Consider the following 13347-nt stretch of genomic DNA (forward strand, 5'->3'; position numbering starts at 1 on the left):
TCTTCATGGGGTAAAAATCTCCGCCAACCGTGGCGCTATCTGGTCCAGCGCAAGAATCTGCGCAGCCGCGTCGATGGCCGCAGCCGCTTTGGGCATGCCGTACACCGCGCTGCTCTGCTGGTCCTGGGCGATGGTCAGATAGCCCTGCTGGCGCATGAGTTTAAGCCCTTGGGCGCCGTCGCGGCCCATGCCCGTGAGCAACACGCCCACCGCGTCACCATTCCAGAAGTGGGCGACGCTCTCGAAAAACACGTCGATGGAGGGTCGGTAGATCTCGTTGACCGGCTCGGCGGTGTAGGCCAGGGTGCCGTTTTTCAACAGGCGCAAATGGTGGTTGGTGCCGGCCAGCAGCACCGTACCGCTTTGCGGCGGCTCGCCGTGCCGGGCCAGGCGGACTTTGTGGCCTGACGCACTACTGAGCCATTGCGCCATGCCTGCGGCAAACACCTCGTCCACATGCTGGACCAGCACAATGGCCGGGGCGAAATGCCGTGGCAGGCCCTTGAGCAGGATCTCCAGCGCCGCCGGCCCACCCGCCGACGATCCGATGGCAACCAGGCTGTTGCGTGACAACGAAACACGCTGCGCAGCCGGTGCCGCGCGTTCACGGTGATTGCGCTCACCGATCAGCCAGCCGATGTTGGTGATCTTGCGCAACAGCGGTGCCGCCGCGTCCGCGGGGTTGCCGACCCCCAAGGTGGGGGTATCAACCACATCCAGCGCGCCATACCCCATGGCTTCGAACACCCGGTGAACGTTCTGCTGGCTGTCACCGGTGACAATCACAATGGCGCACGGGGTTTCGGCCATGATTCGCCGGGTCGCCTCCACGCCATCCATGATGGGCATGAGCAGGTCCATCAGAATCAGGTCCGGGGTGTATTCGGCGCAACGCTGGACCGCCTCGGCACCGTTGGCGGCCACCCAGACCAACTGGTGCGCCGGCTCGAAGGCCAGGGCACGGCGTAGGGCTTCGACCGCCAGGGGCATGTCATTGACGATGGCGATCTTCAAGCGCGTGCTCCTCCGATCAATTCGACGACGGCATCGAGCAGGGCGTCGTCATGGAAACTGGCCTTGGCTAGATAATAGTCAGCGCCGGCGTCCAGGCCACGGCGACGATCTTCTTCACGATCCTTGTAGGACACCACCATCACCGGCAGCGACTGCAGACGGTTATCGCGCCGCAACAGCGACACCAACTCGATGCCGTCCATGCGCGGCATGTCGATGTCGGTGATCAGCAGGTCGAAATCCTCCGCTCGCAGCGCGTTCCAGCCGTCCATGCCGTCCACGGCCACCGCCACGTCATAGCCGCGATTGAGCAACAGCTTGCGTTGCAGCTCGCGCACGGTCAGGGAGTCGTCCACCACCAGGATCCGCTTACGCGGTGTCTGCGTCTGGTTCTGGCGGGCGATGCGTTCCAGGCGCCCGGTGTCGAGCAACTTGTCCACCGAGCGCAGCAGGTCTTCGACATCGACGATCAGCACCACCGAACCATCGTCCAGCAAGGCCCCGGCGGAGATGTCCTGGATCTTGCCCAGGCGTTCGTCCAGGGGCAGGACCACCAGCGTGCGCTCGCCAATGAAGCGTTCGACCGCCACCCCGTAGATTGCCTCGCGCTCACGGATCACCACGACCTTGAGCGCCTGGTTGTTGTTCTGTGATGCCGGGCGATTGAGCAACTGACTGGCCGCGACCAGTCCGACATGCCGCCCTTCGTGCCAGAAGTGCTGGCGCCCTTCGACCTGCACAATGTCCTCAGGAGCGAGGTCGCACATGCGCTCGATGTGAGCCAGGGGAAAGGCGTAGGCTTCACCGCCGACTTCCACCACCAGACTGCGCACCACCGAGAGTGTCAGCGGCACCTCGAGATGGAAGCGGCTGCCCTCACCCGCTGTCTGCTCCAACACCACCGCGCCGCGCAGTTGCCGGACCATATGCTGGACGGCGTCCAGGCCGACGCCGCGCCCGGACACTTCAGTGACGGTGTCGCGCAGGCTGAAGCCGGGCAGGAACAGGAACGTCAGCAGTTCCTCTTCGCTCAAGTTGGCGGCGGTCTGCTCAGGGGAAAGCCCTCGTTCGACGACGCTGCGCCGCACCCGCTCCAGGTCCACACCGGCGCCGTCGTCCGCCAGTTCCAGCACCAGCAGGCCCGCCTGATGGGACGCGCGCAAGCGGATCAAACCTTCGGCGGGCTTGCCGGCGAGCACCCGTTGCTCCGGGGATTCGATGCCATGGTCCACGGCGTTGCGCAGCAGATGGGTCAGCGGTGCTTCGAGCCTTTCCAGCACGTCGCGGTCGACCTGGGTTTTATCGCCCTCAATCTCCAGGCGCACCTGCTTGCCCAGGCTGCGGCCCAGGTCTCGGACCATGCGGGCCTGGCCGGATAACACATCGGCAAACGGTCGCATGCGACAGGCCAGCGCCGTGTCGTACAACACCTGTGCTCGCTGACCGGCCTGCCAGGCGAACTCATCCATCTCTGCGGTTTTCTGCGCCAACAGTTGCTGGGTTTCGGCCAGCAAACGGCGGGCGTCGTTGAGCGCTTCCTCGGCCTGCAAGCTCAACGCGTGCTCCTTGAGGTGCACATTCAGCTCTTCCAAGGCCCGCAAGCCGTTGCTCTGCTGGCGTTTGAGCCGTTGCATCGTCGCCAGCCAGGGCTTGAGGCGCTGGGTTTCCACCAAGGATTTACTGGACAGGTCCAACAGGCTATTGAGGCGCTCGGCGGTGACCCGCAACACCCGCTCGCCCCCTTCGGTGACCCGTTTCCCCTTGGGGACCGCTTCCGTTGACGCCAGCGGTTCTGCCTCGGCCGGCTCAACGCGTAAGGCCTCGGCTTGCATCTCGATTCGCGGTGGCACGACAGGCGTCTGCGCAGCGGCGGGATCGAGCAGTTGCCCCATCAACGCCACATATGTATCGACGTCCTGGGCCGCGATGCTGTTGCCAGGCGTGGCAATTCGCGTCAACAGGTCGGTGCCTTGCAGCAAGGCATCGATATGCTCGGCGCGCAGGACCAGGCGGCGCTCCTGGGCGCTGACCAGGCAATCCTCCATGACATGCGCCACGCTGACCCCGGCGTTCACCCCAACGATCCGCGCCGCGCCCTTGAGGGAATGAGCCGCGCGCATGCACGACTCAAGATAATCGGCCTGGGTCGGGTCGCGTTCCAGGGCCAGCAGGCCGGCGCTGAGCACCTGAGTCTGGGCTTCGGCTTCCAGGCTGAACAACTCCAGCAACGAGGCGTCACGCATTTGATCAGGGGTCATGACAGGCTCCGGGTCATGGCGGACAACAACTGTTCTTCGTCCAGCCAGCGCAGGCTGCGGCCCTTGAACTTCAATACGCCACGGGTGTACTTGGCCGCCGATTGCGAGGCTGCACTCAGGACGCGTTCATCGATGGCGTGAATGCCGTCCACCTCGTCCACCGGCACCACCACCGGACCGCCCTGGGCCGCGACGATCAACATGCGCGGCATGACCCGTGCACCGGCAACCACCGCCCCGCCGGGCTCCAGGTCCAAAAGGTCCACCAGCGAGAGGCAGGCCACCAGGGCCCCGCGCACATTCGCCACGCCCAACAAGGCCCGCGAACGCTGGTGGGGCAGCGAATGAATCGGCTGCAACGGCGCCACTTCCACCAGACTGCGGGTGGTCAGGCCCAGCCACTCTTCGCCCAGTCGGAACATCAACAGCGATCGGGTGACGATATCGCTGTCCAGCGGCACGAGGGTCAGATCCCGGTCGTCGCGCTGCAAAGTGTAGCGGTCGAGCAAGCGGGTGGCCGCCGCCGAATACACCGAGCAGTTGCGGCAGTGAATATGCTCGGCCAGCAATGGACAGGATTTATCGCCATGCACCCCGATGCGATTCCAGCAGTCGTCGATGGCCTGGGCATCGTCATGGGTCAGTTTGTCATTAGCCGAACCACTCATTGTTTACGCTCACTGTCAGCCATGCGCCCGCTACGAGCGGCGCGGTCCTGCAATCGACGGGCACCGGCCGCGTCTCCCTGGGAAGCCAGCAGCGCCGCCAGATGCACCAGGGCCTCGGCGTGTTGCGGTTCAAGATAGAGCGCCTTGCGATAAAAACCCTGGGCCTCCAGTGCGCTACCGGCCATGTCACTGAGCAGTCCCAGCCAGTAGAACACTTGGGCCGCCGGCGCATGACTGCTCAAGTATTGCTGGCAGGCAGCACGGGCTTCGGCGCTTTTGCCAGCATTGGCCAGCGCGGCGATATTGGCCAGCAAGGTAGCGGCGTCGCTGTTTTTCGGCTCAGTGATCGGGGTTACCCTTGCTGCGAACGGCCGGGGCCGGACCACTGGAGGGATGACGCGAGACGCGACCTGACCAAGCGGCAGCGGGGCCGGCAGCGGAGTCGACATCAACGCGGAGAGCGGTTGTGGCTCCGGGGCGCCTTGGCGACTGAAAGCGAAAGACTGGGCAATCCCGATCGAACGCATGCCCAACCGCCCCAGCAAACTGCCCTCGGCGGGACCAATAAACAGCACGCCGTCCTGGTGGGTCAGGCGCTTGAGCACCTCGAACACCTGCTGCTGGGTTGGCTGGTCGAAATAGATCAGCAGGTTGCGGCAGAACACAAAGTCGTAAGGGGCCTCATTCACCAGCAAGGTCGGATCCAGCAGGTTGCCCACTTGCAGACGTACCTGTTCACTCACCCGCTCGCTGAGGCGATAACCCTCTGCCTCGGCGTTGAAATGTCGCTCGCGAAAACCAAGGTCGGCGCCACGGAAAGAGTTTCTGCCATAACGCGCTTGCCTGGCACGCTCTATCGACAGCGGACTGACGTCCAGCGCGTCCACCTTGAACTGATGCGGCCCCAGGCCCGCGTCGAGCAAGGCCATGGCAATGGAGTAAGGCTCTTCGCCGGTGGAGCACGGCAAGCTGAGAATGCGCAGCGCGCGCAGGTGCTTGATCTCGGCCAAGCGCTTGATGGCCAGCCTGGCGAGGGTGGCGAAGGACTCGGGATAACGGAAGAACCAAGTCTCCGGGACAATCACCGCTTCGATCAGCGCCTGTTGCTCCTGGGCCGAATGTTGCAGGCACTGCCAGTACTCATCTGCGGCTCGCCCAGGCACGGCAATGATGCGCTGGCGCACGGCCCGCTCAATGATGGCGGTGCCAACGGAGGTGACATCCAGGCCGATGCGCTCCTTGAGAAAATCGAAAAACCGCTGGTCGTTGCTCATGGCCGACCCTCGATGTCATCGAAGCTCAAGGGCGGCGTGGGAAACAGCACGGCACGGACCGACTCGTCGAGCAGGTCATTGACCCGCACCCATTGCAACAGGCCTTGCGCGTCTTCGCGCACCGGCCCCAGGTACGGCGCCTGTGGATTATCCAAGCCATAGGGTCGGAAATCCGCCGGATCGCAACGCAGGGTGTCGGTGGCTTGTTCCAGAATCAGCCCCAGAACCTGCCCCGCCTGCTGCGCGTCGGGGCGGTAATGCACCAGCACCAGCCGCGTACTGGTACGCGCCTGGGCGCTCTGACCGAAGGTCAGCCAGCACAGATCGATCACGGGCACCACCGCGCCGCGCCAGGCAAACACGCCCGCCACCCAGGACGGTGCCCGGGCAATCGGCTTGAGGGGCAGGCGCGGCAGCACTTCCACCACATCGATGGCTTGCAGGGCGTAGCGTTCGTTGCCGATGCAAAACACCAGGAACAACGACTGACGGGCCGCCGGCACGGCGCCACGTCTGGCCTCGAACTCGCTCATCAGACTTTGAAACGCGAGACGCCGCTGCGCAGCCCCACGGCCACCTGGCTCAGTTCATCGATGGCGGAACTGGCCTGGCGCAGCGACTCCACCGTCTGACTGCTGGCATCGCCCAGTTGCACCAGGGCGTGGTTGATCTGCTCAGCGCCGGTGGCCTGGGCTTGCATGCCTTCGTTGACCATCAACACCCGCGGCGCCAGCGCCTGCACCTGATGGATGATCTGCGACAGTTGCTCGCCGATCTGCTGCACCTCGGCCATGCCACGGCGCACTTCTTCGGAGAACTTGTCCATGCCCATCACGCCAGCGGATACGGCGGACTGGATTTCGCGCACCATCTGCTCGATGTCGTAGGTTGCCACGGCCGTCTGATCCGCCAGGCGCCGCACCTCAGTGGCGACCACGGCAAAACCGCGACCGTACTCACCCGCCTTCTCGGCCTCGATGGCGGCATTGAGGGACAACAGGTTGGTCTGGTCGGCCACCTTGACGATGGTCACCACCACCTGGTTGATGTTGCCGGCCTTCTCGTTGAGGATCGCCAACTTGGCATTCACCAGATCCGCGGCGCCCATCACCGAGTGCATGGTTTCTTCCATGCGCGCCAGGCCTTGCTGGCCGGAACCGGCGGCCACCGAAGCCTGATCGGCAGCACTGGAAACTTCGGTCATGGTGCGCACCAGATCCCGGGACGTGGCGGCGATTTCTCGAGAGGTCGCGCCGATCTCCGTCGTGGTAGCGGCGGTTTCCGTGGCGGTGGCCTGTTGCTCGCGGGAAGTGGCAGCGATCTCGGTCACCGATGTGGTGACCTGCACCGAAGAACGCTGGGCCTGGGAGACCAGCGAGGTCAGCTCGGCCATCATGTCGTTGAAGCCGGTTTCCACGGCCCCGAACTCGTCTTTGCGCGCCAGGTTCAGGCGTCCGCTCAGGTCGCCGCTGCGCATGACGCCGAGGATTTCCACAATGCGATTCATCGGCGCCATGATCGCACGCATCAACAACAGGCCGCAGAGCATGGCAATGAGCACCGCCACGAGAAACGACAACCCCATGGCAACCTCAGCGGCGCTCACCGACTGACTGATGGTCAGGGCAGCTTTTTCCGCCAGCTCCCGGTTGCGTTCGATGATCTGGTTCAAATGCCCGCGACCGTCGAGCCATGCCGGGGTCAGCTCCTTCTCCAGCGCCAGCTGTGCCCCGTCATAATCCTTGCGTTCATACAGGTCCAGAACCTTCGCCAGGGCCTTGTTGAAGTCCTGATGATTGACCTCGAACTCGTCGAAGGAGACTTGGTCGGCAGGGTCCTGGATCAGCTTTTGATAGTGCTGGATTTCCTCGCGCAGATGCTGCTCGTAACCCTGGTAGAGCGCCTTGTTCTCGGCAGTGATTTCCCGCTGTCCCGAGAGGCCGACGATCTGCTGGGTCTTGACGTAGCTGTCGACCCAGCCACCGCGAATCATGGAACTGTAATACACCCCCGGCACCGCGTAGACGCGCACTTTTTCTTCACTGGCCTCGATCTTCAACAACCGCGAATACGTGACGACCACCATCAGCAGCATGATGGCGATGATCACCGCAAAACTCGCCAGGATGCGTTGGCGCAACGTCCAGTTCTTCACAGAGAAACCTCAGGCATTTGAAATGCTGGGGAGTATAGCCGAGGGCGGTGTGGCGTCTGTATGGCGGTGTGGGAAGAGTTTGGCGATTCGCCCAATTGTTCAAACAGCTCAATCGATACGGCAGTCGATGCAAAAGCTGTGTGGGAGCGAGCCTGCTCGCGATTGCGGTGCATCAGTCAATAATAGTGTCGACTGACATACCGCTATCGCGAGCAGGCTCGCTCCCACAAGGGAGGATGGTTCCCCTGGGGTCAGGCCTGACTCAAAGAGACGCCTGACGTACCTGCTTCTCCAGCTCGGTCTTCAAGCCCGGCTCCAGTTTGAGCTGACGCGCCAGTTCATCGAGGTAGGATTTCTCCATGAAGTTTTCCTCATCCACCAGCATCACGCTGGCGATGTACATCTCGGCGGCCATTTCCGGCGTGCTGGCGGCCCGGGCGACGTCGGTGGGGTCCAGGGGTTTGTTGAGCTCGGCGTGCAGCCAGTGTTGCAGTTCCTGATCGTTGTCGAGCTTGGTGAATTCGCCTTCGATCAACTGCTTTTCACGCTCGTCGACGTGGCCATCGGCCTTGGCGGCGGCCACCAGGGCCGTGAGGATTGCCTGGCTGTGCTGCTCAACCTGGGCCGGGGGGAGACGATCCAGCGTCTGCGGTTCAGTTTTCGGCGCACTGCCCTGCTGGGCTTGCCAATTGCCATAGGCCTTGTAGGCAATCACGCCCAATGCCGCCAGACCACCGTAGGTCAGGGCCTTGCCGCCAAACTGGCGAGCCTTCTTGTTGCCCAGCAACAGGCCCATGGCGCCAGCGGCCAGCGCCCCGCCACCCGCGCCGGAGAGCATCCCGCCCAAATTGCCAGCACCACCGCCGAGCAAACCGCCCAGGCCGCCGGATGACTTGCCTTGGGCACCGCCAGCCTTGTTCTGCAACATTTCCTGACCGGACTTGAGAAGCTGATCGAGCAATCCACGGGTGTTCATTTGCTGCCTCCACGCATTCGGGTAACCGGATCATTAAGGCAATCAGCCTAGTTCGAAAGTGCCCGCGCCTGTCGGTGAGAGTGCTTCGAGATGTTGCTTGCCGATTTTCATGTGGCTGCGGCGAACCCGATAAAACGATATAGACTCGAATCAACTGAAAAACCGCCGCAAAACAGCTTTGACGAGGGATTGGACATGCAAACCAAACTGCTGATCAATGGCCAACTGGTGAACGGCGACGGGCCCGGCCAAGCCGTGTTCAACCCCGCGCTGGGGCGGGTGCTGGTGGAAATCAACGAAGCCAGCGAAGCCCAGGTCGATGCCGCCGTGCGCGCGGCCGACAATGCCTTCGAAAACTGGTCTCAGGTTCCGCCCAAGGATAGGTCTGTGCTGCTGCTCAGGCTGGCCGATGCCATCGAAGCCCACGGTGAAGAACTGGCGAAGCTGGAATCGGACAACTGCGGCAAGCCCTTGAACGCCGTGCTCAACGACGAGATTCCGGCCATTGCCGACGTGTTCCGTTTCTTTGCCGGCGCCAGCCGGTGCATGAGCGGCTCGGCAGGAGGCGAATACCTGCCGGGGCACACGTCGATGACCCGCCGCGACCCGGTGGGCGTGATCGCCTCCATCGCGCCGTGGAATTACCCGCTGATGATGGTCGCCTGGAAAATCGCCCCGGCCCTGGCCGCCGGTAATACCGTGGTGCTCAAACCCTCGGAGCAGACCCCGCTGACAGCGTTGCGCCTGGCGGAACTGGCGTCGGATATTTTCCCCGCTGGCGTACTGAACGTGGTGTTCGGGCGTGGGCAGACCGTCGGCCAACCGTTGGTCACCCACGCAAAAGTGCGCATGGTGTCACTGACCGGCTCCATCGCCACGGGCGCGAACATCATTTCCAGCACGGCCGACAGCGTCAAACGCACTCACATGGAACTGGGCGGCAAGGCCCCGGTGATCATTTTCGACGATGCCGACATCGACGCGGCCGTAGAAGGCATCCGCACCTTCGGTTTCTACAATGCCGGCCAGGATTGCACCGCTGCCTGCCGTATTTATGCCCAACAAGGCATCTATGACCGGTTCGTCGAGAAACTCGGCGCGGCGGTGGCCAGCATCAAGTACGGCCTGCAAACCGCCCCGGACACCGAGATGGGTCCGCTGATCACTGCCCAGCACCGCGACCGCGTGGCCGGCTTTGTCGAACGGGCCATCGCCCAATCGCATATTCGCCTGATTACCGGTGGCAAGGCCGTGGACGGCAACGGATTCTTCTTTGAACCAACGGTGTTGGCCGACGCCCAGCAGGACGACGAAATCGTGCGCCGCGAGGTTTTCGGGCCGGTGGTGTCCGTCACGCCGTTCATCGACGAAGCGCAGGTGCTGGCCTGGGCCAACGACTCGGACTACGGCCTGGCGTCTTCAGTCTGGACCGCCGACATCGGCCGCGCCCATCGCCTCGCGGCACGCCTGCAATATGGCTGCACCTGGGTCAATACCCACTTCATGCTTGTCAGCGAAATGCCCCATGGCGGTCAGAAACGTTCTGGTTATGGCAAGGACATGTCGATGTATGGGCTGGAGGACTACACGGTGGTGCGGCATGTGATGTTCAAGCATTGAGCCAAAGAACGACTACCATGGCCGGACGGCAGAGTCTGGTCGTGGCGGTTCAAGTGTCATGACGGCACTAGCAACGCCACTGAAGGAAAATAGCTTCGGTAACGTTTGGCATCGCGGGTGAGCAAGGGCAGGCCATTCACAGCAGCATGGGCGCCGATAAAAAAATCGGCCAACACGTTATTTTTTCCGCCCCCTACCTTTCGGTAACGCACAAAAGCCTTCCCTGCGAGGAACAATGCCGGTCGAGGTACTTCCTGCATCAGCAGCCCGAGCTCAGCAACAACCTCATCCAACGCTTCAAAGGTGGAAAAAGTCTGAGACAGTTCGGCATAGATAATCGGGTTGATGACAAGGTCATGGGCTTGCGATTGGGCCCGCAGTTGCTGGATAGACCAATCAGCCCAAACGGGATCGTTTTCCAGGACATCAATCAAAACGTTGGTGTCGACCAGTATCATTAATCTTCACCACGCAAGAGCGCCATCAGCTCATCCGTGCGCCATTTGATATCCGCCTTACCACGGGCAGCCTCGAAACGATCATGGACTGTTTTCTTCGCTGCTTGGGGTTTACCGGCATGGAGCACCACCTCACCCTGCGCGTTGACACTAAACTCGATTGCACAACCCGGAATCAAATGCAGCGCATCGCGAATTGGCTTAGGAATGGTGACCTGCCCCTTGCTCGTCATCGTTGTCGACACAATGTTCTCCTTTGAAGTATTACCTTTGCCTGAAAAGTAATACTTCATGCCTGGGGGTGCAACCGCCGCTGATCCGCAACTATTCAAAACCTCGAAACACTGCGCATTGCATCCATCAGGCAACGCATGGCGATCCGGTCGTTTTCCGACAGCTCCCGATAGCGTTCCACCAGCCTTAATTCGTCCATGCTGAGCGGCCGTGTCCTGCGCGCGTTCGTCAAGCATGGAAGGATCCCCAGCAATTGGGTGATGCCCTGTATTTTTGTCATTGAGCCATGTCCTTCTGGTACGTCGAATTGACCTGATAACGCCTGCTGAATCCGCGGTTCAACGTCTATCACGCTAAAGGATAGGGATGATTCACGCCGTGGAAAGAGAGTTTTAGAGTAATTAGTCAAAAAAAGCAGAGTTAGCCGATAAAAAAGGAAATATCTGTAAGGAAATTTAACCAAATCACGCTTTCTTCTCTCGCCCGACCTGCGTATCCCCTATGATTTTGCGCCTCGGTGAACCGATCCAGCTCTCAGGCATCTGTTCTAACGTCTGTCGCGTTTGGCCAAAGGCATGTCCGAACTTCTTTACCAGTCTCTGTTGCCAGGAAAGGCTCGGGATTGTCTCCAGAAAGGTTGTATTTATGCACCGCAGGAATCTGCTCAAGGCCTCCATGGCTTTCGCTGCCTACACCGGGCTTTCGGCCTCAGGACTCATGGCCGCACGCGCCTGGGCTGCTGACCGGACCGCCGACGGCGAGGCACGTCCTTTCGATTTCAATGGTTTGAAAGAACAGGCCCGCGAACTGGCCAAGAGCCGTTACGTCGACACCAAGCAAGTCTTGCCGCCGACACTGGCGATGATGTCCCCGTTGCAATTCAACGCCATCCGCTATGACGCCAACCACTCGCTATGGAATGAGCTGGACGGTCAGCTGGACGTGCAGTTTTTCCACGTCGGCATGGGCTTCAAGCAACCGGTGCGCATGTACAGTGTCGACGCCAAGACCCGCATGGCCCGTGAAGTGCACTTCCGCCCGGAGTTGTTCAACTATGAGAAAACCACGGTCAACACTTCGCAACTGACCGGTGATCTGGGCTTCTCAGGCTTCAGGGTGTTCAAGGCGCCGGAGCTGGACCGGCACGATATCGTTTCGTTTCTGGGGGCCAGTTATTTCCGCGCCGTGGACAACACCGGCCAGTACGGGTTGTCGGCCCGGGGCCTGGCCATCGACACGTACGCCAAGAAGCGTGAGGAGTTTCCGGACTTCACCAAGTTCTGGTTCGAAATCCCGGACAAGAACAGCACCCGTTTCGTGGTCTACGCCCTGCTCGACTCCCCCAGCGCCACCGGTGCCTATCGCTTTGACATCGATTGCCAGCCCACCCGTGTCGTGATGGAGATCGATGCGCACATCAATGCGCGTACCGCCATCGAGCAACTGGGCATCGCACCGATGACCAGCATGTTCAGCTGCGGCACGGTTGAGCGGCGCATGTGCGACACCATCCACCCGCAAATTCACGATTCCGACCGCCTGGCGATGTGGCGCGGCAATGGCGAATGGGTCTGTCGCCCGCTGAACAACCCCGCCACCCTGCAGTTCAACGCCTTCGCCGACAACAACCCCAAAGGCTTCGGCCTGGTGCAGACCGACCACGACTTCGCCAGCTACCAGGACACCGTGGACTGGTACAGCAAGCGCCCAAGCCTGTGGGTCGAACCGACAACGGCCTGGGGCGAAGGCTCGGTGGATCTGCTGGAGATTCCTACCACCGGTGAAACCCTGGACAACATCGTCGCATTCTGGACGCCGAAAAAGCCGGTCGCTGCCGGCGAGTCGTTGAACTACGGCTACAAGCTCTACTGGAGCGCCTTGCCACCGGTGAGCACCGAGCTGGCCCAGGTCAACGCGACCCGTTCAGGCATGGGCGGTTTCATCGAAGGCTGGGCACCGGGCGAGCACTACCCCACCGTCTGGGCGCGACGCTTTGCCGTGGACTTCAACGGCGGCGGTCTCGACCAGCTTCCCCCCGGCACCGGTATCGAACCGGTCGTGACCTGCTCCCACGGCGAGGTGAAGGACTTCAACGTGCTGGTGCTGGACGCGATCAAGGGTTACCGCATCACCTTCGACTGGTACCCGACCGACGACCGCGTGGACCCGGTGGAGATGCGCCTGTTCCTGCGCACCCAGGACCGGACCTTGAGCGAGACCTGGCTGTACCAGTACTTCCCGCCGGCGCCGGATAAGCGTAAGTATCCCTAAGTTTGGTAGCGTCAGGGATGACGTCTTCGCGAGCAAGCCCGCTCCCACAGGGTAGGGTGTGGATCACAAGTTCTGTGAACAACACCAATCCACTGTGGGAGATTCTATGGTTGAGGGGAAGCCCTCAAGCCGCTTTTGGTTGGTATTCGCTTTGCCCTTTCAGCAGAGCGAATACGATCCGGGCAAGCTTGCGAGCCAGCATTACCAACGCCTGAGTGGTAGTGAAACCGCGAGCTCTTTGCTTTTCATAGAAGCCTTTCCAAGCAGATGTGCGACTAGCCGACATGGCGGCATTGTGCAAAAGCCGGCGTACTTCCGGGTCGCCTCGTTTACTCAAGCTGCGGCGACCGTCTTTTTGTCCTGATTTCGACACTCGCAAATCCATTCCCAAGAAGGCAATGAAAGCATCTGCGTTTCTG

13 protein-coding genes are annotated in these 13347 nt (G+C 61.6%); 2 read left to right on the forward strand and 11 right to left on the reverse strand.

Annotated features, from left to right (window positions below; all coding sequences use genetic code 11):
* Nucleotides 1-3: 3 nt before the first annotated feature.
* The 7 genes from BMY45_RS21710 to BMY45_RS21740 form a co-directional block, all read right to left on the reverse strand.
* Nucleotides 4-1014 (reverse strand): chemotaxis response regulator protein-glutamate methylesterase, encoded by a 1011-nt coding sequence (locus tag BMY45_RS21710; RefSeq protein WP_092401304.1) that lies wholly within the window; start codon nucleotides 1012-1014, stop codon nucleotides 4-6.
* Nucleotides 1011-3272: a hybrid sensor histidine kinase/response regulator gene (locus tag BMY45_RS21715; protein ID WP_092401306.1), complete on the reverse strand. Its 2262-nt coding sequence runs from the start codon at nucleotides 3270-3272 to the stop codon at nucleotides 1011-1013. Before BMY45_RS21715 ends, BMY45_RS21710 begins: the two co-directional genes overlap by 4 nt.
* Entirely contained in the window at nucleotides 3269-3940 is a 672-nt protein-coding gene (locus tag BMY45_RS21720; RefSeq protein WP_092401309.1) for a chemotaxis protein CheW, read from the reverse strand. Before BMY45_RS21720 ends, BMY45_RS21715 begins: the two co-directional genes overlap by 4 nt.
* On the reverse strand, nucleotides 3937-5214 hold the full coding sequence (locus BMY45_RS21725) for a CheR family methyltransferase (RefSeq protein ID WP_092401312.1): 1278 nt from the start codon (nucleotides 5212-5214) through the stop codon (nucleotides 3937-3939). The genes BMY45_RS21720 and BMY45_RS21725 overlap by 4 nt, the downstream gene beginning before the upstream one ends.
* Nucleotides 5211-5747: a chemotaxis protein CheW gene (locus BMY45_RS21730; RefSeq protein ID WP_092401315.1), complete on the reverse strand. Its 537-nt coding sequence runs from the start codon at nucleotides 5745-5747 to the stop codon at nucleotides 5211-5213. Before BMY45_RS21730 ends, BMY45_RS21725 begins: the two co-directional genes overlap by 4 nt.
* A complete protein-coding gene (locus BMY45_RS21735; protein WP_092401318.1) occupies nucleotides 5747-7369 on the reverse strand; it encodes a methyl-accepting chemotaxis protein in 1623 nt (540 codons plus the stop codon). Before BMY45_RS21735 ends, BMY45_RS21730 begins: the two co-directional genes overlap by 1 nt.
* 262 nt (nucleotides 7370-7631) lie before the next feature.
* Entirely contained in the window at nucleotides 7632-8345 is a 714-nt protein-coding gene (locus BMY45_RS21740; RefSeq protein ID WP_092401321.1) for a tellurite resistance TerB family protein, read from the reverse strand.
* A 195-nt stretch (nucleotides 8346-8540) separates the two neighbouring features.
* On the opposite strand from BMY45_RS21740, the gene BMY45_RS21745 reads away from it, so the two are divergent.
* A complete protein-coding gene (locus BMY45_RS21745) occupies nucleotides 8541-9965 on the forward strand; it encodes a gamma-aminobutyraldehyde dehydrogenase (protein ID WP_092401324.1) in 1425 nt (474 codons plus the stop codon).
* A gap of 56 nt (nucleotides 9966-10021) precedes the next feature.
* On the opposite strand, the gene BMY45_RS21750 is transcribed toward BMY45_RS21745, so the two are convergent.
* Genes BMY45_RS21750 through BMY45_RS21760 form a run of 3 tightly spaced genes read right to left on the reverse strand, consistent with a single transcriptional unit; the run spans nucleotide 10022 to nucleotide 10937 of the window.
* On the reverse strand, nucleotides 10022-10423 hold the full coding sequence (locus BMY45_RS21750) for a type II toxin-antitoxin system VapC family toxin (RefSeq protein WP_092401327.1): 402 nt from the start codon (nucleotides 10421-10423) through the stop codon (nucleotides 10022-10024).
* Entirely contained in the window at nucleotides 10423-10716 is a 294-nt protein-coding gene (locus tag BMY45_RS21755; RefSeq protein WP_189674082.1) for an AbrB/MazE/SpoVT family DNA-binding domain-containing protein, read from the reverse strand. Before BMY45_RS21755 ends, BMY45_RS21750 begins: the two co-directional genes overlap by 1 nt.
* A gap of 35 nt (nucleotides 10717-10751) precedes the next feature.
* Nucleotides 10752-10937 carry a hypothetical protein gene (locus BMY45_RS21760; protein WP_092401333.1) on the reverse strand — a complete coding sequence of 62 codons (186 nt, stop codon included), beginning with the start codon at nucleotides 10935-10937 and terminating at the stop codon, nucleotides 10752-10754.
* 365 nt (nucleotides 10938-11302) lie between these two features.
* Here BMY45_RS21760 and BMY45_RS21765 point away from each other — a divergent pair, with 365 nt between their 5' ends.
* Complete coding sequence (locus BMY45_RS21765) at nucleotides 11303-12928, forward strand: glucan biosynthesis protein D (RefSeq protein WP_092401336.1); 1626 nt, start codon at nucleotides 11303-11305, stop codon at nucleotides 12926-12928.
* Between the two features lie 124 nt (nucleotides 12929-13052).
* Here the strand turns inward: BMY45_RS21765 and BMY45_RS21770 are convergent.
* Nucleotides 13053-13347: transposase (locus BMY45_RS21770; RefSeq protein WP_143071683.1), on the reverse strand; the 295-nt coding region annotated here is incomplete at its 5' end.

Source organism: Pseudomonas sp. NFACC39-1, assembly GCF_900110355.1.
Taxonomy (GTDB): Bacteria; Pseudomonadota; Gammaproteobacteria; order Pseudomonadales; family Pseudomonadaceae; genus Aquipseudomonas; species Aquipseudomonas tehranensis.

Coding starts and splice junctions, on each gene's coding strand:
- BMY45_RS21750 (WP_092401327.1), bottom strand. CDS start 10,423: ATGATACTGGTCGACACCAACGTTTTGATTGATGTCCTGGAAAACGAT.
- BMY45_RS21730 (WP_092401315.1), bottom strand. CDS start 5,747: ATGAGCGAGTTCGAGGCCAGACGTGGCGCCGTGCCGGCGGCCCGTCAG.
- BMY45_RS21760 (WP_092401333.1), bottom strand. CDS start 10,937: ATGACAAAAATACAGGGCATCACCCAATTGCTGGGGATCCTTCCATGC.
- BMY45_RS21715 (WP_092401306.1), bottom strand. CDS start 3,272: ATGACCCCTGATCAAATGCGTGACGCCTCGTTGCTGGAGTTGTTCAGC.
- BMY45_RS21745 (WP_092401324.1), top strand. CDS start 8,541: ATGCAAACCAAACTGCTGATCAATGGCCAACTGGTGAACGGCGACGGG.
- BMY45_RS21765 (WP_092401336.1), top strand. CDS start 11,303: ATGCACCGCAGGAATCTGCTCAAGGCCTCCATGGCTTTCGCTGCCTAC.
- BMY45_RS21755 (WP_189674082.1), bottom strand. CDS start 10,716: ATGAAGTATTACTTTTCAGGCAAAGGTAATACTTCAAAGGAGAACATT.
- BMY45_RS21725 (WP_092401312.1), bottom strand. CDS start 5,214: ATGAGCAACGACCAGCGGTTTTTCGATTTTCTCAAGGAGCGCATCGGC.
- BMY45_RS21720 (WP_092401309.1), bottom strand. CDS start 3,940: ATGAGTGGTTCGGCTAATGACAAACTGACCCATGACGATGCCCAGGCC.
- BMY45_RS21740 (WP_092401321.1), bottom strand. CDS start 8,345: ATGAACACCCGTGGATTGCTCGATCAGCTTCTCAAGTCCGGTCAGGAA.